This is a genomic window from Mucilaginibacter myungsuensis, from assembly GCF_015222005.1.
Taxonomy (GTDB): domain Bacteria; phylum Bacteroidota; class Bacteroidia; order Sphingobacteriales; family Sphingobacteriaceae; genus Mucilaginibacter; species Mucilaginibacter myungsuensis.
Genome location: NZ_JADFFL010000002.1, coordinates 59,049 through 73,511, shown reverse-complemented (window position 1 = coordinate 73,511; position 14,463 = coordinate 59,049). Strand labels below are relative to the sequence as shown.

Genomic DNA, 14,463 nt, shown 5'->3' with positions numbered 1-14,463 from the left:
GGTCTTCCCCTAATTTATGGGAAAGCAATGTCAGTGCAACTTGCTACAGACTTTCATAAGGGGTAAAAGCCGACAAACAATATTTCTCCACCCAAACCGTATAACTCTTATTTTTGCACCCATGTTATTACCCCGTTACCAATACGACTATTTAGAGGCCGGCTGCGATGAAGCAGGTCGCGGTTGTTTGGCCGGGCCGGTGTTTGCAGCTGCGGTTATTTTGCCGCATGATTTCAGTCACCCCCTTCTTAACGACTCTAAAAAACTGACCGAGGCCGACCGCTATAAACTTCGCCCCGAGATAGAAGCTGCTGCACTGGCTTATGCTGTGGCATCGGTAGATAATCTGGAGATCGATCAGATAAATATTCTCAACGCATCGTTTTTAGCTATGCATCGCGCACTGGATATGCTGCATCTGAAGCCGGAGTATTTGATCATTGATGGTAACCGTTTTAACAAATACGGCTTAATTCCACACTGTTGCATTGTAGAGGGCGATGGCAAATACCTCAGCATTGCTGCGGCGTCCATACTGGCTAAAACCTATCGCGATGACTACATGGCCATGATCGCGACAGAACACCCAGAATACGATTGGCATAGTAACAAAGGTTACCCAACCATTAAGCACCGCAACATGGTAAGGCAAATTGGATACACACCCTATCACCGCCGCACCTTTAAGGTGACCGATCCTCAACTAAGCATTTTTTAGTTTGCTTGGTTCTGTTATCTTTGCAGATAACCAAATAAAGCCACTTTTTTGTGAACATCCTGATACTAACACATCGCGTACCGTTCCCGCAAAATGGGGGTTACCCTATTGTGGTTGGGAACACTATCCGTGGCTTGGTAGATAAAGGTCACACCGTATCGCTCATATCCCTGAACGAGAAAAAAGAGACCGGCAAGCAGGTGGCACAAGATGAACTGCTGGACCGCATAGATCACCGGGTATTTAATATCGATACCAGCATCTCTATGATGGGTGCGCTCATCAAACTATTAGGCAAGCAGTCGACCAGTACCGACAGGTATTATGATGCCGGTTTCGAGAAGTTTCTGATAGCCGAGGTGAAAAAGAAAGAATTCGATATTATTCAATTTGAGGGCCTGTTCGTGGCAACTTATCTGGAGAGCGTCCGCAAAAACACCAAAGCCAAACTCATTTATCGCGCCCACAATATCGAACACCAAGTTTGGGAACGCGTGGCCCTGCAAAAACAAGATCCGCTGAAGCGCTGGTTCGTTAACCTGGTAGCCAGGCGCATTAAGAAGTACGAGTTGCAGCAGATCAAGGGTTTTGATGGGATATCGGTGTTTACTCAACAGGATAAAAAGACCATTGAAAGTTATGAATTGAATGTGAATTTGGAGGTGATCCCGGTCGGTATCGATATGGACCATTATCGCCCCGAACCGCGCAAGACCCAATTCCCAAGCCTGTTCTTTTTAGGCTCGTTGGATTGGATGCCTAACCGCGAGGGCATCGAGTGGTTCTTAGAGAATTTCCATAACGATATCGTCAACGGCGAATTACGCACCAAGTTTTACGTAGCCGGCAATGATATTCCCGAGCAGTTCGATGAGTACGAAGCGCTGGACAAGATCTATATTAAGGGCGAGGTAGATAACGCGCTGGAGTTTGTGAACAGCAAGTCGGTAATGATCGTTCCGCTGCTGTCCGGTGGTGGCATGCGGGTGAAGATCGTTGAAGGGATGGCCATGCAAAAATGTATTATTTCTACCAGTCTTGGGGCTGAGGGTATCCAGTATCATGATGGCGGCAATATCATCATCGCCAACACCCGTCAGGAGTTTTACGATGCCATACAACGTTGCACGGCCGACGAGGAATATTGCAAGCAAATTGGCCTTAACGCTCGCCGGATGATAGAGGCCCAGCACGATATAGGCGCTATTACCACCCGCTTAGTGATGTTTTACAAACGCGTGCTGCCTAAAGATGTGAATTGATTTTACTAATTTCGCAGCGTAACAAAACGCTTTAAATGAAAACTACTGCTCTTACCGACGTACATATACAACTTGGCGCTAAAATGGTGCCTTTTGCAGGCTACAATATGCCTGTGCAATACAGCGGCATCAACGCCGAGCACGACACCGTGCGCAAAGCCGTTGGCGTTTTTGATGTAAGCCACATGGGCGAGTTTATTTTAAAAGGCGAAGGTGCTTTAGATCTGATCCAACGTGTAACCAGTAACGATGCCTCTAAACTATACGACGGTAAAGTGCAATACTCTTGCCTGCCAAACAAGGACGGCGGTATCGTAGATGACCTGTTGGTTTATCGTATAGATGAGAAGACCTACATGTTGGTTGTCAACGCGTCGAACATTGAAAAAGACTGGAATTGGATCAGCCAATTCAACACCGGCGGTGTGGACATGAAAGATATATCCGACCGTACCTCATTATTAGCCGTACAAGGCCCTAAAGCTGCCGAAGCTTTGCAAAGCCTTACCGATACCGACTTAGGCTCGATGGAGTACTACACTTTTACTAAGGGCAAATTTGCAGGTATCGATAATGTAGTTATTTCTGCAACCGGTTATACCGGTGCCGGTGGTTTTGAGTTATATGTTGACAACACCGATGCTCAAAAACTTTGGGACGCCGTATTTGCCGCAGGCGAGGCTTTCGGTATCAAGCCGATCGGCTTAGCAGCCCGTGATACTTTACGTTTAGAGATGGGTTTCTGCCTGTACGGTAACGACATCGACGATACAACTTCGCCGTTAGAGGCCGGCTTAGGCTGGGTAACCAAATTCAGCAAGGAGTTTACCAATAGCGCTGCCCTGCAAGCTCAAAAAGCTGAAGGCGTTAAGCAAAAACTCGTAGGTTTTGAAATGATAGACCGCGGTATCCCGCGGCACGATTACCAGATCGTAGATGCCGATGGTAACCAGATTGGCCGCGTAACATCGGGGACACAATCCCCATCGTTGCAAAAAGCCATCGGGATGGGTTACGTAGCTAACGAGTTTGCCAAAGAAGGCACCGAGATCTACATCCTCATCCGCGATAACAAGGTTAAAGCAAAAGTAGCAAAGCCGCCATTCTACAAATAACAATAGCGGCTTTGCCGCTTTTAGGAGGGGCAAGCGCTCCCCGAATTTTACCCCTTATTAAAGCCACTGCAATTTGCACTGCCTTTGCTTTCCCCTAATTTAGGGGAAGACCACGGACACTGCTTTAGTAAAAACTTTAATAAGGGGTAACTTATGCGCAATGTTCAGCGAACCCAATTCCCTCGTTGGTGTCTACCGCTCAATATTATTAGGCCTTGTATAAGTCAAATGCATCACATTGATATTACGCATAGCAAAAGCCCCCTCGCAATAGCAGAGGTAATAATTCCACTTGCGGATAAAGCGGTCATCAAAACCCAGGTCTTTCACGGTTGACAAGCTCGCATTGAACCGCTCATACCATAATTTAAGCGTGTATGCATAATCCAAGCCAAGATCTTTAAGGTCTACCAGCGTCATATCGCCGGTGCTGTTAACGGCCCAATTGATAGCCGCAACCGAGGGCAGCAGCGATCCCGGGAAAATGTGTTTCTGTATCCAATCCACACCCTTACGCAAACTCTCATAACGGCTATCCGGACTGGTGATCACCTGCAAAGCAAGTATACCACTCTTCTTCAGTAACTCGTGGCAACGACGAAAGTATTCTTCCAGATAATCATGCCCAACGGCTTCCAACATCTCTACTGAAACTATCTTGTCGAAAGTGCCTTCTATCAGGCGATAATCTTTGATCAGAATCTCTACGCGGTCTTCCAAGCCTGCTTCTTTTACACGCTCGGTGGCTAATTTATGCTGCTCTTCTGAGATGGTGAGCGAGGTTACTTTACAACCATAGTTCTTGGCCATAAAAATGGCATTACCACCCCAACCGCTGCCTATCTCTAACACATGGTCGGTTGGTTTTAAGTGCAGTTGGCGACAAAGGCGATCGTACTTTTCGTACTGCGCTTCCTCTAAGCTCAAACCCTCTTTATTAAAATAAGCGGCCGAGTAGGTCATGGTAGGATCCAGAAAGCTGGCGAAGAAATCGTTATTCAGATCGTAATGTTCGGATATGTTCTTTCGGCTGCCATCCAGCGTATTAGCGCGGTTACTATGATAGATCTTATTGAACCATTTTAAAATATTCAGCCCGAAAGCTTTTACCTTACCACCCGATACACTTGGCGCGTTCTCTATATTCAGCAATATCCATTTGATCACATTGGTGATGTTGTCGGTCTCCCAAAGGCCATCTACATAAGCCTCGCCGAAACCGATATCGCCGTATAGGATCACTCGCTTAAAAAATGCAGGATCAACAATATTTAACCGGCAACTAATGTTGCCTTCGCCAGTACCCATGGTAAAACTTTGCCCGTCGGGCAGGCTCAGGTGCAGCGTGCCTTTGTCCATTTCGGATAGCGCCTTTAAGACGATGTCCTGGTAAAAGCTGCGTTTTTTAACAAGCGTAAGGGTATTCGGCATTGGGTTATAATTGTATTATTGTTTTAGGCATGTACGATCTTTATCAACCAATAAGTTTTCAGATCGTTTGTTTATTTCACTCCCGACGGGCGGTAAACATCGCGTTGCAGATGGGCATTGTCGGTCTTTTTATGGAAAGGTAGTTTTTTTAACCATAGTTTAAGCGCTTGCCAATGGATCAGGCCGATCACTTTTAGCGTGATCAGCGGGAAACTGAAAAAGTACTGCAGCATCTTACCGTCCGTCAGCGGGACACGTGTGCCTGATAAGGTGCTGATGAAGAACCGGCTGCCATCCTGGTTAAAGTCATCTATCCTGACGTTCAATTTATCGCCCGGCACTTCCAGGTTAAAATCAAAATTGGTATCCATATCGATGAATGGCGATACATAGAAATATTTGGTGGTATTCAAATGGAACTCATCACCATTGCGTGTATCGCCGCCTAAAAAGTAAGGCTTCATTTCCAGGAAAGTATTGCAGACCTCTACTATCGAACAAACCACCTCATCCTGCTCGTTATAGCAAAAATAGAATGATACCGGATTGAATTGATACCCCAAAGTACACAGATTGGTCAGCAGCATAATCCGGCCCTTGCCAATGTCTACACCGTTTTCCTTTAGATATTGGGTAATGTGTTCACGGGTGTTCTTGCCAGTTGCGGGCATCTCACGCGGCAGTTGCAGGTGATCCTTATCCCGAAAATTGAACAGGTTGAATTTATTGCGACTGAACCAGCGTAGCCTTTTATTCAAGCTATCTATCTCATCCAGATCCAGGTAGAACATAAAAATATCATAATGGAAATGATGCTTTTTAGGCTCGAGCCGGTGGTGCATTACCCGTGCTTTGTATAGACAAGAATTAATAGCGTTAGCCATGTTACAAGGTACGAATTAACACCTGATATGGATGCCTTAATATTTTGATGTTTACCAAACTTTCTCCGTAATTTTGTAACACTATGGGTGAGTACAACTTAAAAGTGACCATTGATGCAGATTCGGGCTTTTGCTTTGGCGTGGTTTACGCTATTGATATGGCCGAAGAGATACTGGCCGAGGACGGCTATCTGTACTGCCTTGGCGACATTGTCCATAACGATGAAGAGGTTGAGCGCCTGAAAGCTAAAGGCCTGCGTATCATTGACCATAGCATACTGCACGAATTGCATAACGAAAAGGTACTCATCCGCGCCCACGGCGAAGCGCCTGAGACCTATAAGCTGGCTTTAGAGAACAACATCACGCTGATAGATGCCTCGTGCCCGGTGGTATTAAAACTACAGAATCGCATTAAAACATCGCACGATCAGGACGAGAAGATCGTGATCTTTGGTAAACACGGCCATGCCGAGGTGATAGGCCTGCAAGGGCAGACCAATAACGAGGCGATCGTTTTCGCTGATATAGCCGAACTGGATGCTGTGGAACTGCCTCAAAAATTCACGTTGTATAGCCAAACCACAAAAAGCACCGACAAGTTTTACCAGATCAAAGATCAGCTTTTAGCCAAGGGTTTTGAGGTAAAAGCTAACGATACTATCTGTCGACAAGTGTCCAACCGCGATAAGGATCTGCCGGTTTTCGCTAAAAGTTTCGACCAGATCGTATTTGTATCCGGCAAAAAATCATCTAACGGAAAAGTGCTGTACGAGGTATGCCGCAAGCATAACCCTGATACGCATTTTATATCATCGGTAGAAGAGTTGCACCCCGAAATGTTCCGCCCCGGGCAGTCCATCGGCATAGCCGGAGCTACCTCGACACCAATGTGGTTGATGGAATTAGTAAAAGCTCAGTTGGAAAGATATTAAGTCCGATCAGCCTGCTTAAAGTCCCGAATTTCTTGTGCCGAATTATTGCGCTAAATGCACGGTTTTGATGAAAAATGTGAGCCTTTTTTGCGTTTTGTAATTTTTTTACAAAACGCGCAACCGATGGGTTGCGCATGGGTGTTTTGAGGTAGAGGATACTTCTAAAGATCTTCGGTTTATTCCCCTAATAGCGCTTTTAAACTCTCAATCGTATCCGCCTCCTCTTTCGGTTTATCCTGACGCCATCTTAATATCCTGGGGAAACGTAAAGCCACACCGGATTTATGCCTGTTGGACTTATTGATCCCCTCAAAGCCTATCTCAAATACCAGTTCAGGTTTCACCGTGCGGACCGGGCCAAATTTCTCTAAGGTGTTACGTTTGATAAAATAGTCTACCTTGTTTATCTCTGCATCGGTAAGGCCTGAATAGGCTTTTGCAAAAGGGACCAATTTATCACCATCCCAAACGGCGAAGGTGTAGTCGGTGTACAGGTCGGCGCGGCGGCCGTGGCCTTTTTGGGCATAGATCATTACGGCATCTACCGATAGTGGGTCTATCTTCCATTTCCACCAGTCGCCTCGGCGGCGGCCTACCTGGTAGTTGGCGCTTTTGCGTTTCAGCATAATGCCTTCGGCAACCATCTCACGCGATCGGGAGCGTACTTCGGCCAGCTCGTCCCAGGTATTAAAAGTGATCAATGGCGATATGCGGAAAATATCCGGGTAGGATGTTTTCGCCTGTAAGCCTTCTAATATCTCCCGCCGTTCGCTCTGTGTCTTTGGGCGAATGTCTTCACCGTTATATTCCAAGCAATCGTAAACGATCAGCGCTACGGGGCTATCGGCCAGTATCTTTTTACTTAAATTCTTCCGGCCAATGCGGGTCTGTAATATGCCGAAAGGCAAAGGCAGGCCATCAGCAAAACTTAGTATCTCGCCATCCAATACGGTGCCATCGGGTAATTCATTTAAAAAAGGGTGCAGTTCGGGAAATTTTTCAGTTGCCAGATCCTCACCCCGGCTCCAGATAAATATCTCGCCCCGGCGTTTGATCAGTTGGGCGCGGATGCCGTCCCATTTCCACTCGGCCTGCCAATCTGTGGCATCGCCCAAGGCTGTTTGCAGCTCCTCTGTCGATTTTTGCACAGTCGAGGTCTCTTGTATCGGGTAAGCTAAAAAAAACGGGTAAGGGCGGGATATATCGTCCTCATCGGCCTGCTCCTGTGTTAGCTGAGCGTATGTATAGGTATTGGGCATCCAGCTGCCCATTAAACGGTGGGTGAGGACAGATGCTGTCAGTTCAGTAACATCGGCCAAGGCCTTAATGACCAAATTGGTCGAGACCCCAATGCGGAAACTGCCTGTCAGTATCTTGTTAAAAACAAAGCGTTCCTGCCTGTCCAGCATGGCCCAGCTGCTGATCAGCCATTGTTTGCGTTCTTCTTCCGTACGCTTGGCAATGTCGTTTATCTCGCCTATCCATTCGGTCAGGGTCTTATTACTGCTACCTTCAGCTTCGGGCATCAATAACGACATGGTCTCGGCAAGGTCGCCTACTACGTGGTAGCTTTCTTCAAAAAGCCAGGCCGGTATATTGGATGCCTCCAAAGCATAGGTGCGCACCAAGGTCGAATTGATCGGTCGCTTTGGTCGCCGGCCGGTGAACAGCGCCAGCATGTTCATCTTGTCATCGTCGGGCACACGGACAAAATAATCCTTTAACACGGCCACTTTTTCGTTGGTCTTGTTGGTTTCGTCTAATGCCTGGAATAACTGTGCGAACGCTTTCATTGCTGTAGCATAAAGCAATTGGCAGGCAGATATGTTTTATGGTCGGTCCGGGAACTAAAAAGCCGGGACCAAAACGGCCCCGGCTTGTATTGTTGAATATTGGGATGGTGGCTTATTTACAGTTCACATCAAATGCTGCGGTAACTGTTAATGTGTTGGTTGCTGCATCGTACTTGCTGCTGCCGCTTAAACCATTAGTTGGCGGCAAGGTAAAGTTAGCCTTAGTAAAGGTGAACGATGTAGACATCCAGGCATTGTTGTAGTATGTTTGCAACTGGTATTGGTGGCCGTTAACCATTCGGGTAGTGCCGCCGATGCCGCTTGCTGTCGCACCGATGGTTGTTTGGTCGTTATAGCTGTAGTTATAGATCACACCGTTATATAGGTAGAAGTAAGTATAGCCGTACTCGCCAGATTGTGCGGCGGTAGCATCATACAGATAATACCAGCCCGATGGCGAGGTAGTGATGTTTTTAGTAGTACACTTACTGCTTACACTAAAATATACTTTAACATAATCCGGTGGTGGCGGAGGGGTAACGTTAATGTTAACAGAGCCGGCCGTTTCGGTGTTAAAGATGGCGCTTTCGCCTACCTTGGTGTATCCTTTTCTCTCGTCGTAAACTACAATTTTAGCACGGGCCGCTTTTGGCAGGCTTGGCGCGCCTAAACCAAATTTACCGGTAACCGTTTGCGATGTTTGCGAGAAGCTGCTGTAGGTGTACCCATAATAATTGTACGAGTATGCCGAAATGGTGAATTGCTGATAAAAATCATATTCCGGGCGATAGTAGCTCCAGCCTGTCAGGTAGTTGCCATCAGCGGTTTGCAACTGAACATAGTATTGGCCGGCCCAGTTAGCACCGGTTGACGGGATAAGGTTGATCGCTAATGGGTTTTTAGATACGTAGTAATCGCCATAATACATAAAGTCGATATTCCAGTATGATAAGTGGGTTATGGTTGTTTTAGCTACCAATTGGCCATTCTCGGCTACAATGTTAGCTACGCCCTCTCTTTTCCACTCGCCATTTCTCTCGTTATAGCTCCACATTGGGATGGTGTCGCCAACAGCTACCGGGTTACCGGTGTAGAAGTTGTTCAGGCCGGTCTGCAATTGCACGCTCATGGTAACCGGTTTAGAGAAACCTTTTACCGGCGTATTATCAGCCGTCATATCAATAGCCAACATACCTGCGGTAACAAAGTTAACGCCTCCGGGCACCAGTGCGCCGTTAGGTCCCCTTACCAGATCGGCCCTTAAACCGCCCGGGAAAGCGTTGATAATAGATGGCACACCACTGCTAAATTGTACAACGTTGCTTTTTAACGACGATGCATTAATAACATTGCCAGCGGCATCAAGCATTTGCGTACCGGCAGGTATGCTTAACGTAGCTGTTTTGGTAGTTGTACCCGATGCCGTAGTGGTAAGATCTACCGCAGCCGATGTACCGCCGGTCAGTGCCGTAGTGCGCGATAAACTCAACGTACCCGCAGTTGGGTTAGCGTATTCTACCAGGTCTATCTCGATGATCTGCGTGTTGTCGCCGGTTACGTGTACCGTTTTGGTTACCGGCGCATAGCCCGTTACCGACGATGTTACGTTAAATATGATCGGGGCCGCTTTGGTAGGCTTAGCAGCGCTGCGTAATGATAAAGGTAAAAACCCGTGTGATGCGGTAAATTTAGAACTACCGCCGTCTAACACTACCAGTGCCGAATCGCGACCGGTGATGGTAACGTTAAAATCGCCGGGCTGATTAGTGGCCGATGGGTTGGCATTACGGAAATGGATCAGTACAGGCGATTTTACAAGTGTGCCGGTATTAACAATAAGGTCGATACCTTCGGTAGGCTTTTTACAGCCGTAAAAACCTGCCGTGGTCAATATGGTCAAGGCTAAGGCAATAGCAGCCGATCGGCTTGCTTTAGTGCGAGCTAAAAATTTCATGATGATGATGATATGTCAGGTTAATTATTTAATACGGAAGTTGAAATTCAATTGCAATACCGGCAGCCAGCGGTAACCTTTAAGGTTCTCGTTAAATTGCGGCTCAAGTTTGCTGTTATCGGTCAAAAGGTTAGTGCCGATGATACGGGTCGATGGTTGTGTAAGGTAATAGGTACCCAGGTCCAGGTTAAAATTAAAGAAATTGCTTGGGAAGGCTTTAAATAAACCAAAACCCAAATAAGGTGCAACGCCTTTCCAACCCACATTCATGTCCAACGTGCCAATTTCGGCACCGGTAAGGTTGTAATTAGCAAAATTGTAGTTGCCGGTTGGGGTTACGGTAACGTTGCCGTCGGCTTTAAAAAGATAACCGGCACCGCCAACTATCCTAAAACCTTGCATGCTTTTAAAAGGCACAAGATCGGCCAGTAAGTGCACGTTAGAAAAATTTACTTTTTGGCTGGACGTACTGGTGAAACCCGAAAAGGAATAATCGGCGTTAGCATTAACAACCGCAAAGCTGGCACCTAAGCGGGCCGAGAGGTTGTTCAGGAACCCGTAACGAAAGTCGCCACCGATGCCTTGTGTACCTGCAGTGACCTGATAAGAAATTGGTGCTTTGTAAGCAGAAGCCTCGGCAGGCGGCTGCTCCTGGGCCATTAGCATTACCGGGAACGCTAACAGCATGAAAGTGAGGAGTTTTTTCATGATGTGATAATTTTGCATGAAGGTAAGCAAAACAGATCACTCCAAATAAGTTTAAACCTCAAAATGCCGCAAATGGGTTATAAAACGGTATTTGTCCCCGTGTTGTCCACCATTTGTAGTTTTAAGCCTACATTCATTGTACACTTTTACAGAATTGCGTACTAATTATTACAACAGTGCCTTTCGGCTATTATATTATTTAATAGATCCCCTGAAAAAAACCCGACAAGGAGACATCAAAGTAATAGCAAACCTTACGTAAAGTGTCTAAACGCACGTCTATCTTGCCTGATTCTAAGCGGGCTATGTTAATGTTGGTCTCGCTATAAAATTTCTCTTGGGTAACCTGATTTTGCCTGCGCAAGCGCTTTATTTGCAATGAAACTTTCTTCTTAAAAGCTTCCTCAGAATTGTTAAGGTATTCAAAATCAGTAAGTAACATATAATTTACAATAGGTTATAGTGCGGTCGCACGTTCAAAATTAAAAAAAATGGTCGGTTTCAACTTATTTCTTTCTCAAACCGAACCTAATTTACAAATTCTGACGTATAAGTAGTTGTGGCAAGAGCTTGTTGGCTGTACTTTTGTTTCAACAATTATATCTCTACCAAGATATACAACAGGAAAAAAGATATTATATCATCTACCTGTGAAAAACTAAATTTTGAATTCTCAGACGCCCAAGCTGAGGTTTTTTGTTCTTTGTTTTGGGTTTAATCAATAGTTTAAATTAATTAGGGGAAAGGGAGCTTCGCAAGAGCTCTCTTTTTTTGTGCCCATTTTTTGAGGTATGCGTGGCGGGCTGCATTGTGGATCATTCATATTTATCCCGCACCACCCGGCTAATAAATGTGCTGAGTCCGTTACCTGCAAGAGCGAGTTTTTTCATTTGCTCCACATTCCGCTTCCCCGCACTGGCGTACGAGTAAACATAAATGTCCCCGCCGATGAATTGCACGGCTATACGGTCGTCGCTAATATCATAAGCTACCACGCCAGAATTCCCAGCCGAATTTTTATAAGGCACCATGCCTTTACAACAAATATCAGGGGCGATGTTTTATAAAGGCGGCTCGACTAATTTTTCATCATACATAGGTCTGCCCAATAATTGCGAACATAACTGCACCGCACTGGCAAATGCATCCTCGTGGAAACCGTATTTAAAATAGCTGCCGCAGAAATATAGCGGGCCTTGCTGATTTAGCTTATGTAACTCGGCTTGTGCATTGATAGCATTAATATCGAAAAGCGGATGATCATAGTCCAATTCTTTAAGGATCTTTCGCTCATTCAAGCCTTCGTGCGGGTTGATGGAAACTAAATAGTTCTTTTTATCCGACACGCCTTGCAGCTGATTCATCCAGTAGATGGTGCTTGGGTTAAGTTTACCATGGTCTTGCTGAATGCGGTAGTTCCAGCTGGCCCAGGCCAGTTTGGTTTTGGGCATGATGCTTTCGTCGGTATGCAGTACGGCTTTGTTGTATTGATACTTGAAGTTGGATAATAGACGGTGCTCGTCGAACGTGGGTTTCTCTAACAGTTTCAGCGCCTGGTCGCCATGGGTAGCAATGATCACTCGGTCAAAGATCTGTGCCGTGCCGTCACTGGCTATCACAATTGCTTTACCGTCATCTGTACGGGCTATCTTGATGGCCTTACGGTTAGTGTGGATCTTATCCTTAAAAGGTTTGATGAGTATCTCACGATATGCCTGACTGCCTTTCTCTAACGTGTACCACTGGTGCTGGGTATCCAAGCCTAAAAAACCGTGATTAAGGAAGAAACGGATGAGAGTTACGGCCGGGAAGTCCAGCATCTCTTCCATCGGTGTACTCCACACGGCCGAACTCATTGGCACCAGGTATTTCCACAGCATCTCCTCGCCAAAGTTGAACTCTTTGATGTATTGCCCTATCGAATAGTTGGCGTACTTAGGGTCGTCCAGTATCTTAATGCTCTCTTTATTAAAACGACCGATCTGCATCAACATTTTAATATACTTGGTGTTGAATATATTCTTCCGCTGAGCGAACAGGTGGTTGATGCTACTGCCGCTATATTCTAACCCGCTCGGCACATGCTGCACACTGAAAGACATATCCGTCTTTTTAACGGGCGCTTTTATCTCGGCGAATAGCTTGCACAGGTTAGGGTAGGTCTTATAGTTAAAAACCATAAATCCGGTATCCACATAAACGGGTTTGCCGTCCTCGTCAACCGTAACGGTATTGGTATGGCCGCCAACGTAATCGTTCTGTTCGTATATAGTGAGGTTGGTGTGCTTATGCAAAAAGTGCGCACTACCCATACCGGCAATGCCGGTGCCTATGATGGCGGTTGTGCCCCCTCTAATTTCGGATCTCGGATGTTCCATTTCGGAGTTTATATTTTAAGCTTGTCATTGCGAGGAACGAAGCAACCGCACACCCAAAGAGCAGCTCTGCTTATTCGCGATTGCTTCGTTCCTCGCAATGACAAATTGGTTTTTTATTGCATTATCGTATTCAAAAAAGTTTCCACCGCGTAAGTGGATAATTGCCCGCCCGGGCCGTTCAAATTATAGTCGAAGCCGTGGGTTGCCCATGGCAGTGTTAAACGGTAATGCCGGATATTATGTTGAGCTAATTTTTGGTTCAGCCGGCGGCTGTGCTCAGGCGATACAAGTACGTCGTTATCGCCATGGATGATGAGTGTTGGTATAGCCTCGTCGTCTACAAATTCCAAAGGAGAGCAGGCCTTAAATTTATCAGGCACCTGATCATAAGAACCGCCGATATAATTGCGCATCACCTTACGAGAATCCATGATGAGCGGGTTTGATGGCAACGAATATCCCCAAACCATATCTGCCGGACCGTAAAAGTCAACCACTCCTTTGATCCGCGGATCGTGCAAGGTGTAAGCCGCCAGCAACGCGATCTGCGCCCCGGCCGACCGACCTAACAGGATGAATTTGCTGGTGTCGATACCTAACTCCACGGCGTGTTTAGTCAAGTAGGTCAACGCTTGTTTGATGTCCTGAACAGGGGCCGGGGTTTGATATTTAGGTGCTTTACGGTAATTGATCGCTGCGATATTATATCCCCTTGTGGCCAGATAGCTGTTCAGTTCAGGTAATTGCTTGCTATCCCCGCTACTCCATGATCCGCCATGGATGACGATGATACAGGGTGCATTATTCCGGCCTTCTCCCGAGGGGCGGGATATAGTTGACTTATAGAAGTCGAGGTCTAATTTCAGATCAGGGTATTCGGCAAAGATCATCGTTTTGTGGGATACCGCCTTGGTTGTTTTAAGCAAACCCCCGAACGTGAACGGAGTACGTGCGGGAAACACGGCCGGACTTCCGTTGCCCGTAAATGCAGTTGCCATATCTTTTTGCAGATCGTTGCCCACTATCCAAGCCCGGATAATAGGGGAGAGGAATAGCACGATAGCAATAATACCTACCCAGTTCCCAGCAACTCTATACGGTGTTAACCAATACCCCCAGGCCGTTAATGCCGACGTTATCGCCACGAATATCAGTGGGTATTCCGTCACCATAATAGCCAATAGCCAAAGGTAATATTGTGGCGCCCTAAATATAGCTAACAGCGATATGAGGAAGAAGATGATGAGGAGTATGAGTCGGGGCATGTGGTATGGCTTATTATCTG

At 46.3% G+C, this 14,463-nt stretch carries 13 protein-coding genes; 4 read left to right on the top strand and 9 right to left on the bottom strand.

Features of this window, described 5'->3' with window-relative positions; genetic code table 11:
• The first annotated feature begins 121 nt into the window (after window positions 1-121).
• The 3 genes from IRJ16_RS04125 to gcvT are packed head-to-tail and all read left to right on the top strand — an operon-like array spanning window position 122 to window position 3,095.
• The gene (locus IRJ16_RS04125) at window positions 122-718 is read left to right on the top strand and encodes a ribonuclease HII (RefSeq protein WP_194110269.1); all 597 of its coding nucleotides are present in this window, start codon (window positions 122-124) and stop codon (window positions 716-718) included.
• 50 nt (window positions 719-768) lie between these two features.
• Complete coding sequence (locus tag IRJ16_RS04120) at window positions 769-1,980, top strand: glycosyltransferase family 4 protein (protein WP_194110268.1); 1,212 nt, start codon at window positions 769-771, stop codon at window positions 1,978-1,980.
• 35 nt (window positions 1,981-2,015) lie between these two features.
• Window positions 2,016-3,095, top strand: coding sequence for a glycine cleavage system aminomethyltransferase GcvT (gcvT, locus tag IRJ16_RS04115; RefSeq protein WP_194110267.1), 1,080 nt, complete (start codon window positions 2,016-2,018; stop codon window positions 3,093-3,095).
• Window positions 3,096-3,287: 192 nt separating this feature from the next.
• Here gcvT and IRJ16_RS04110 read toward each other — a convergent pair whose 3' ends face one another.
• A complete protein-coding gene (locus tag IRJ16_RS04110) occupies window positions 3,288-4,526 on the bottom strand; it encodes an SAM-dependent methyltransferase (RefSeq protein ID WP_194110266.1) in 1,239 nt (412 codons plus the stop codon).
• Window positions 4,527-4,597: 71 nt separating this feature from the next.
• Window positions 4,598-5,410, bottom strand: a complete 813-nt coding sequence (locus IRJ16_RS04105) for a DUF1365 domain-containing protein (protein ID WP_228079845.1) — start codon at window positions 5,408-5,410, stop codon at window positions 4,598-4,600.
• Between the two features lie 83 nt (window positions 5,411-5,493).
• Here IRJ16_RS04105 and IRJ16_RS04100 point away from each other — a divergent pair, with 83 nt between their 5' ends.
• The gene (locus IRJ16_RS04100; RefSeq protein WP_194110265.1) at window positions 5,494-6,345 is read left to right on the top strand and encodes a 4-hydroxy-3-methylbut-2-enyl diphosphate reductase; all 852 of its coding nucleotides are present in this window, start codon (window positions 5,494-5,496) and stop codon (window positions 6,343-6,345) included.
• A gap of 176 nt (window positions 6,346-6,521) precedes the next feature.
• Here IRJ16_RS04100 and IRJ16_RS04095 read toward each other — a convergent pair whose 3' ends face one another.
• The 7 genes from IRJ16_RS04095 to IRJ16_RS04065 all read right to left on the bottom strand — a co-directional run bounded on the left by IRJ16_RS04095 (window position 6,522) and on the right by IRJ16_RS04065 (window position 14,443).
• Window positions 6,522-8,138, bottom strand: coding sequence for an ATP-dependent DNA ligase (locus IRJ16_RS04095; RefSeq protein ID WP_194110264.1), 1,617 nt, complete (start codon window positions 8,136-8,138; stop codon window positions 6,522-6,524).
• A gap of 112 nt (window positions 8,139-8,250) precedes the next feature.
• A complete protein-coding gene (locus IRJ16_RS04090; RefSeq protein WP_194110263.1) occupies window positions 8,251-10,092 on the bottom strand; it encodes a hypothetical protein in 1,842 nt (613 codons plus the stop codon).
• A gap of 24 nt (window positions 10,093-10,116) precedes the next feature.
• The gene (locus IRJ16_RS04085) at window positions 10,117-10,800 is read right to left on the bottom strand and encodes a hypothetical protein (protein WP_194110262.1); all 684 of its coding nucleotides are present in this window, start codon (window positions 10,798-10,800) and stop codon (window positions 10,117-10,119) included.
• A 199-nt stretch (window positions 10,801-10,999) separates the two neighbouring features.
• A complete protein-coding gene (locus IRJ16_RS04080) occupies window positions 11,000-11,242 on the bottom strand; it encodes a helix-turn-helix domain-containing protein (protein WP_194110261.1) in 243 nt (80 codons plus the stop codon).
• Between the two features lie 373 nt (window positions 11,243-11,615).
• Window positions 11,616-11,831, bottom strand: coding sequence for a hypothetical protein (locus IRJ16_RS04075; protein WP_194110260.1), 216 nt, complete (start codon window positions 11,829-11,831; stop codon window positions 11,616-11,618).
• 30 nt (window positions 11,832-11,861) lie between these two features.
• Window positions 11,862-13,178: an NAD(P)/FAD-dependent oxidoreductase gene (locus IRJ16_RS04070; protein ID WP_194110259.1), complete on the bottom strand. Its 1,317-nt coding sequence runs from the start codon at window positions 13,176-13,178 to the stop codon at window positions 11,862-11,864.
• 113 nt (window positions 13,179-13,291) lie between these two features.
• A complete protein-coding gene (locus tag IRJ16_RS04065) occupies window positions 13,292-14,443 on the bottom strand; it encodes an alpha/beta hydrolase (protein ID WP_194110258.1) in 1,152 nt (383 codons plus the stop codon).
• Between the last annotated feature and the right edge of the window lie 20 nt (window positions 14,444-14,463).

Bases quoted from the DNA above. Each gene is read 5' to 3' on its own strand.
- IRJ16_RS04125 (WP_194110269.1), top strand. From the start codon at position 122: ATGTTATTACCCCGTTACCAATACGACTATTTAGAGGCCGGCTGCGAT.
- gcvT (WP_194110267.1), top strand. From the start codon at position 2,016: ATGAAAACTACTGCTCTTACCGACGTACATATACAACTTGGCGCTAAA.
- IRJ16_RS04110 (WP_194110266.1), bottom strand. From the start codon at position 4,526: ATGCCGAATACCCTTACGCTTGTTAAAAAACGCAGCTTTTACCAGGAC.
- IRJ16_RS04105 (WP_228079845.1), bottom strand. From the start codon at position 5,410: ATGGCTAACGCTATTAATTCTTGTCTATACAAAGCACGGGTAATGCAC.
- IRJ16_RS04100 (WP_194110265.1), top strand. From the start codon at position 5,494: ATGGGTGAGTACAACTTAAAAGTGACCATTGATGCAGATTCGGGCTTT.
- IRJ16_RS04095 (WP_194110264.1), bottom strand. From the start codon at position 8,138: ATGAAAGCGTTCGCACAGTTATTCCAGGCATTAGACGAAACCAACAAG.
- IRJ16_RS04090 (WP_194110263.1), bottom strand. From the start codon at position 10,092: ATGAAATTTTTAGCTCGCACTAAAGCAAGCCGATCGGCTGCTATTGCC.
- IRJ16_RS04085 (WP_194110262.1), bottom strand. From the start codon at position 10,800: ATGAAAAAACTCCTCACTTTCATGCTGTTAGCGTTCCCGGTAATGCTA.
- IRJ16_RS04080 (WP_194110261.1), bottom strand. From the start codon at position 11,242: ATGTTACTTACTGATTTTGAATACCTTAACAATTCTGAGGAAGCTTTT.
- IRJ16_RS04075 (WP_194110260.1), bottom strand. From the start codon at position 11,831: ATGGTGCCTTATAAAAATTCGGCTGGGAATTCTGGCGTGGTAGCTTAT.
- IRJ16_RS04070 (WP_194110259.1), bottom strand. From the start codon at position 13,178: ATGGAACATCCGAGATCCGAAATTAGAGGGGGCACAACCGCCATCATA.
- IRJ16_RS04065 (WP_194110258.1), bottom strand. From the start codon at position 14,443: ATGCCCCGACTCATACTCCTCATCATCTTCTTCCTCATATCGCTGTTA.